Origin of the sequence: Saccharomonospora saliphila YIM 90502, assembly GCF_000383795.1 — a bacterium.
Lineage (GTDB): Bacteria > Actinomycetota > Actinomycetes > Mycobacteriales > Pseudonocardiaceae > Saccharomonospora > Saccharomonospora saliphila.
In genome coordinates, this window is sequence record NZ_KB912689.1 from 1 (window position 1) to 1,602 (window position 1,602).

1 protein-coding gene is annotated in these 1,602 nt (G+C 71.0%); it reads left to right on the forward strand.

Translation table 11 applies throughout. The features are described 5' to 3' along the window. Positions 1-1,602: hypothetical protein (locus SACSA_RS26215; RefSeq protein ID WP_019816637.1), on the forward strand; the 1,602-nt coding region annotated here is incomplete at both ends.

The following is a 1,602-nucleotide window of genomic DNA, read 5'->3' on the forward strand; positions in this document are numbered from 1 at the left end:
GGCGGGCCGTGCGGACGCGCGAGCGACGCCCGCGCGGGCACCGGCGCAGGTTTCCGGCGCTGGCCGCCGCGGTGCTCGTGCTCGGCACCCAGCTCGTGCTCACCGCGCCCGCCGCCGCGCAGAACGGCGATTGCGCGCCGAACCCGGAACGGCCCGGCTCCGGCATGGTCGGGGCGATCGACCCGCCCTCGGCCAAGGGCGAGGCGGGCAGCCCCTACCTCGAGTACGGCTACGCGGGCCTGGTCTGGCACGTCTACCAGTGCGACGACGGCGCCGGTTTCGGCCCCGGGATGACCGACCCGGAGTCCACGATCGACACCTGGGCGGGCAACCAGCTGTTCAACATCGGCAAGAACATCGTCGGGGCGACCAACTCGCTGCACTACACGGTGCTGGAGGGCGGGCTGCTCAACCCGATCTACAACGCGGTGTCGGCGGGCGCGGAGACCGTCTACGACAACGTCTACACCCAGTTGTTCGGCCTGGCCGCCCTGCTGCTGGCGATTCTGCTCTTCCGCAACATCTGGCGCGGCGACCTCTCCACCGTGGGCAAACGCGCGCTGTTCGCGCTCGGCGGGGTGTGGCTGGCGGCGTCGTCGATGGCACTGCTGCGCTACTACGACGAGATCGACAACGCGATCGTGCAGACCACCACCAACATCCAGGCCGGGTTCGTCGACGACACCGAGAACCGCGTGGTGCGCCACGTGCTGCCGACCGACCTGCACACCGAGGTGGTCTACGACAACTGGCAGCGCGGCGAGTTCGGCACGCCCGACGCGCCGCAGGCCGAGGAGCACGGCAGGGACCTGCTCGACGCGCAGGCCTTCACCTGGCAGGAGATGCGCGACGGCGACGACGCCGACGAGGCCGTGATCGAGGAGAAGAACGCCGAGTACCAGCGGATCTCGGGCGAACTGGGACCGGCGACGGGCTACTTCACCGGTGAGGACGGGAGCCGGACCGGTGTGGGATTCCTGTCACTGCTGCAGAGCCTGTGCTATGCGCTGTTCCAGCTCTTCGCCAAGGCCGCGGTGTTGCTCGCGCAGATCCTGGTGCGGTTGTTCACGCTCACCGCGCCGCTGATCGGGCTCGTGGCGATCATCCATCACGACATCCTGCGGCGGGTCGGCAAGGTCGTGGGCACGGTGGCGTTCAACCTGCTGGTGCTGTCGGTCCTGGCCGGGGTGCAGGCGCTGCTGCTGCGCGCGATCTTCGCGGCGGGCGACACACTGTCGATGCTGACCCAGATGGTCGTCGCCGGGTTGGTCACGGTGCTGCTGTTCATGGTCGGGCGCCCGGGCAGGCGGCTGTGGCAGATGGTGGAGATGTCGGTGGGCATGGTCTCCTCGGCCGTGCCGAGCCCGCGCGGCGGCCTGTTCTCCCGCTTCCGCCGCGGCAGCGGCGAACCGAGCCCGCAGGACGAGTTCTGGAAGACGATCTCCGACGACGACCGGGCCGAGGGCGGCGCGGGCACGCGGGGCACGGGTGGCGTGCTCTCCGGGGGGCGCAACCGTCCCGAGGCCGAGGTCATCGCCGGGGCGGAGCGTCTCGACACCCGCGCGGGCGGAGCCGCGCACCCTGCCACGCCCTGGACCGGCG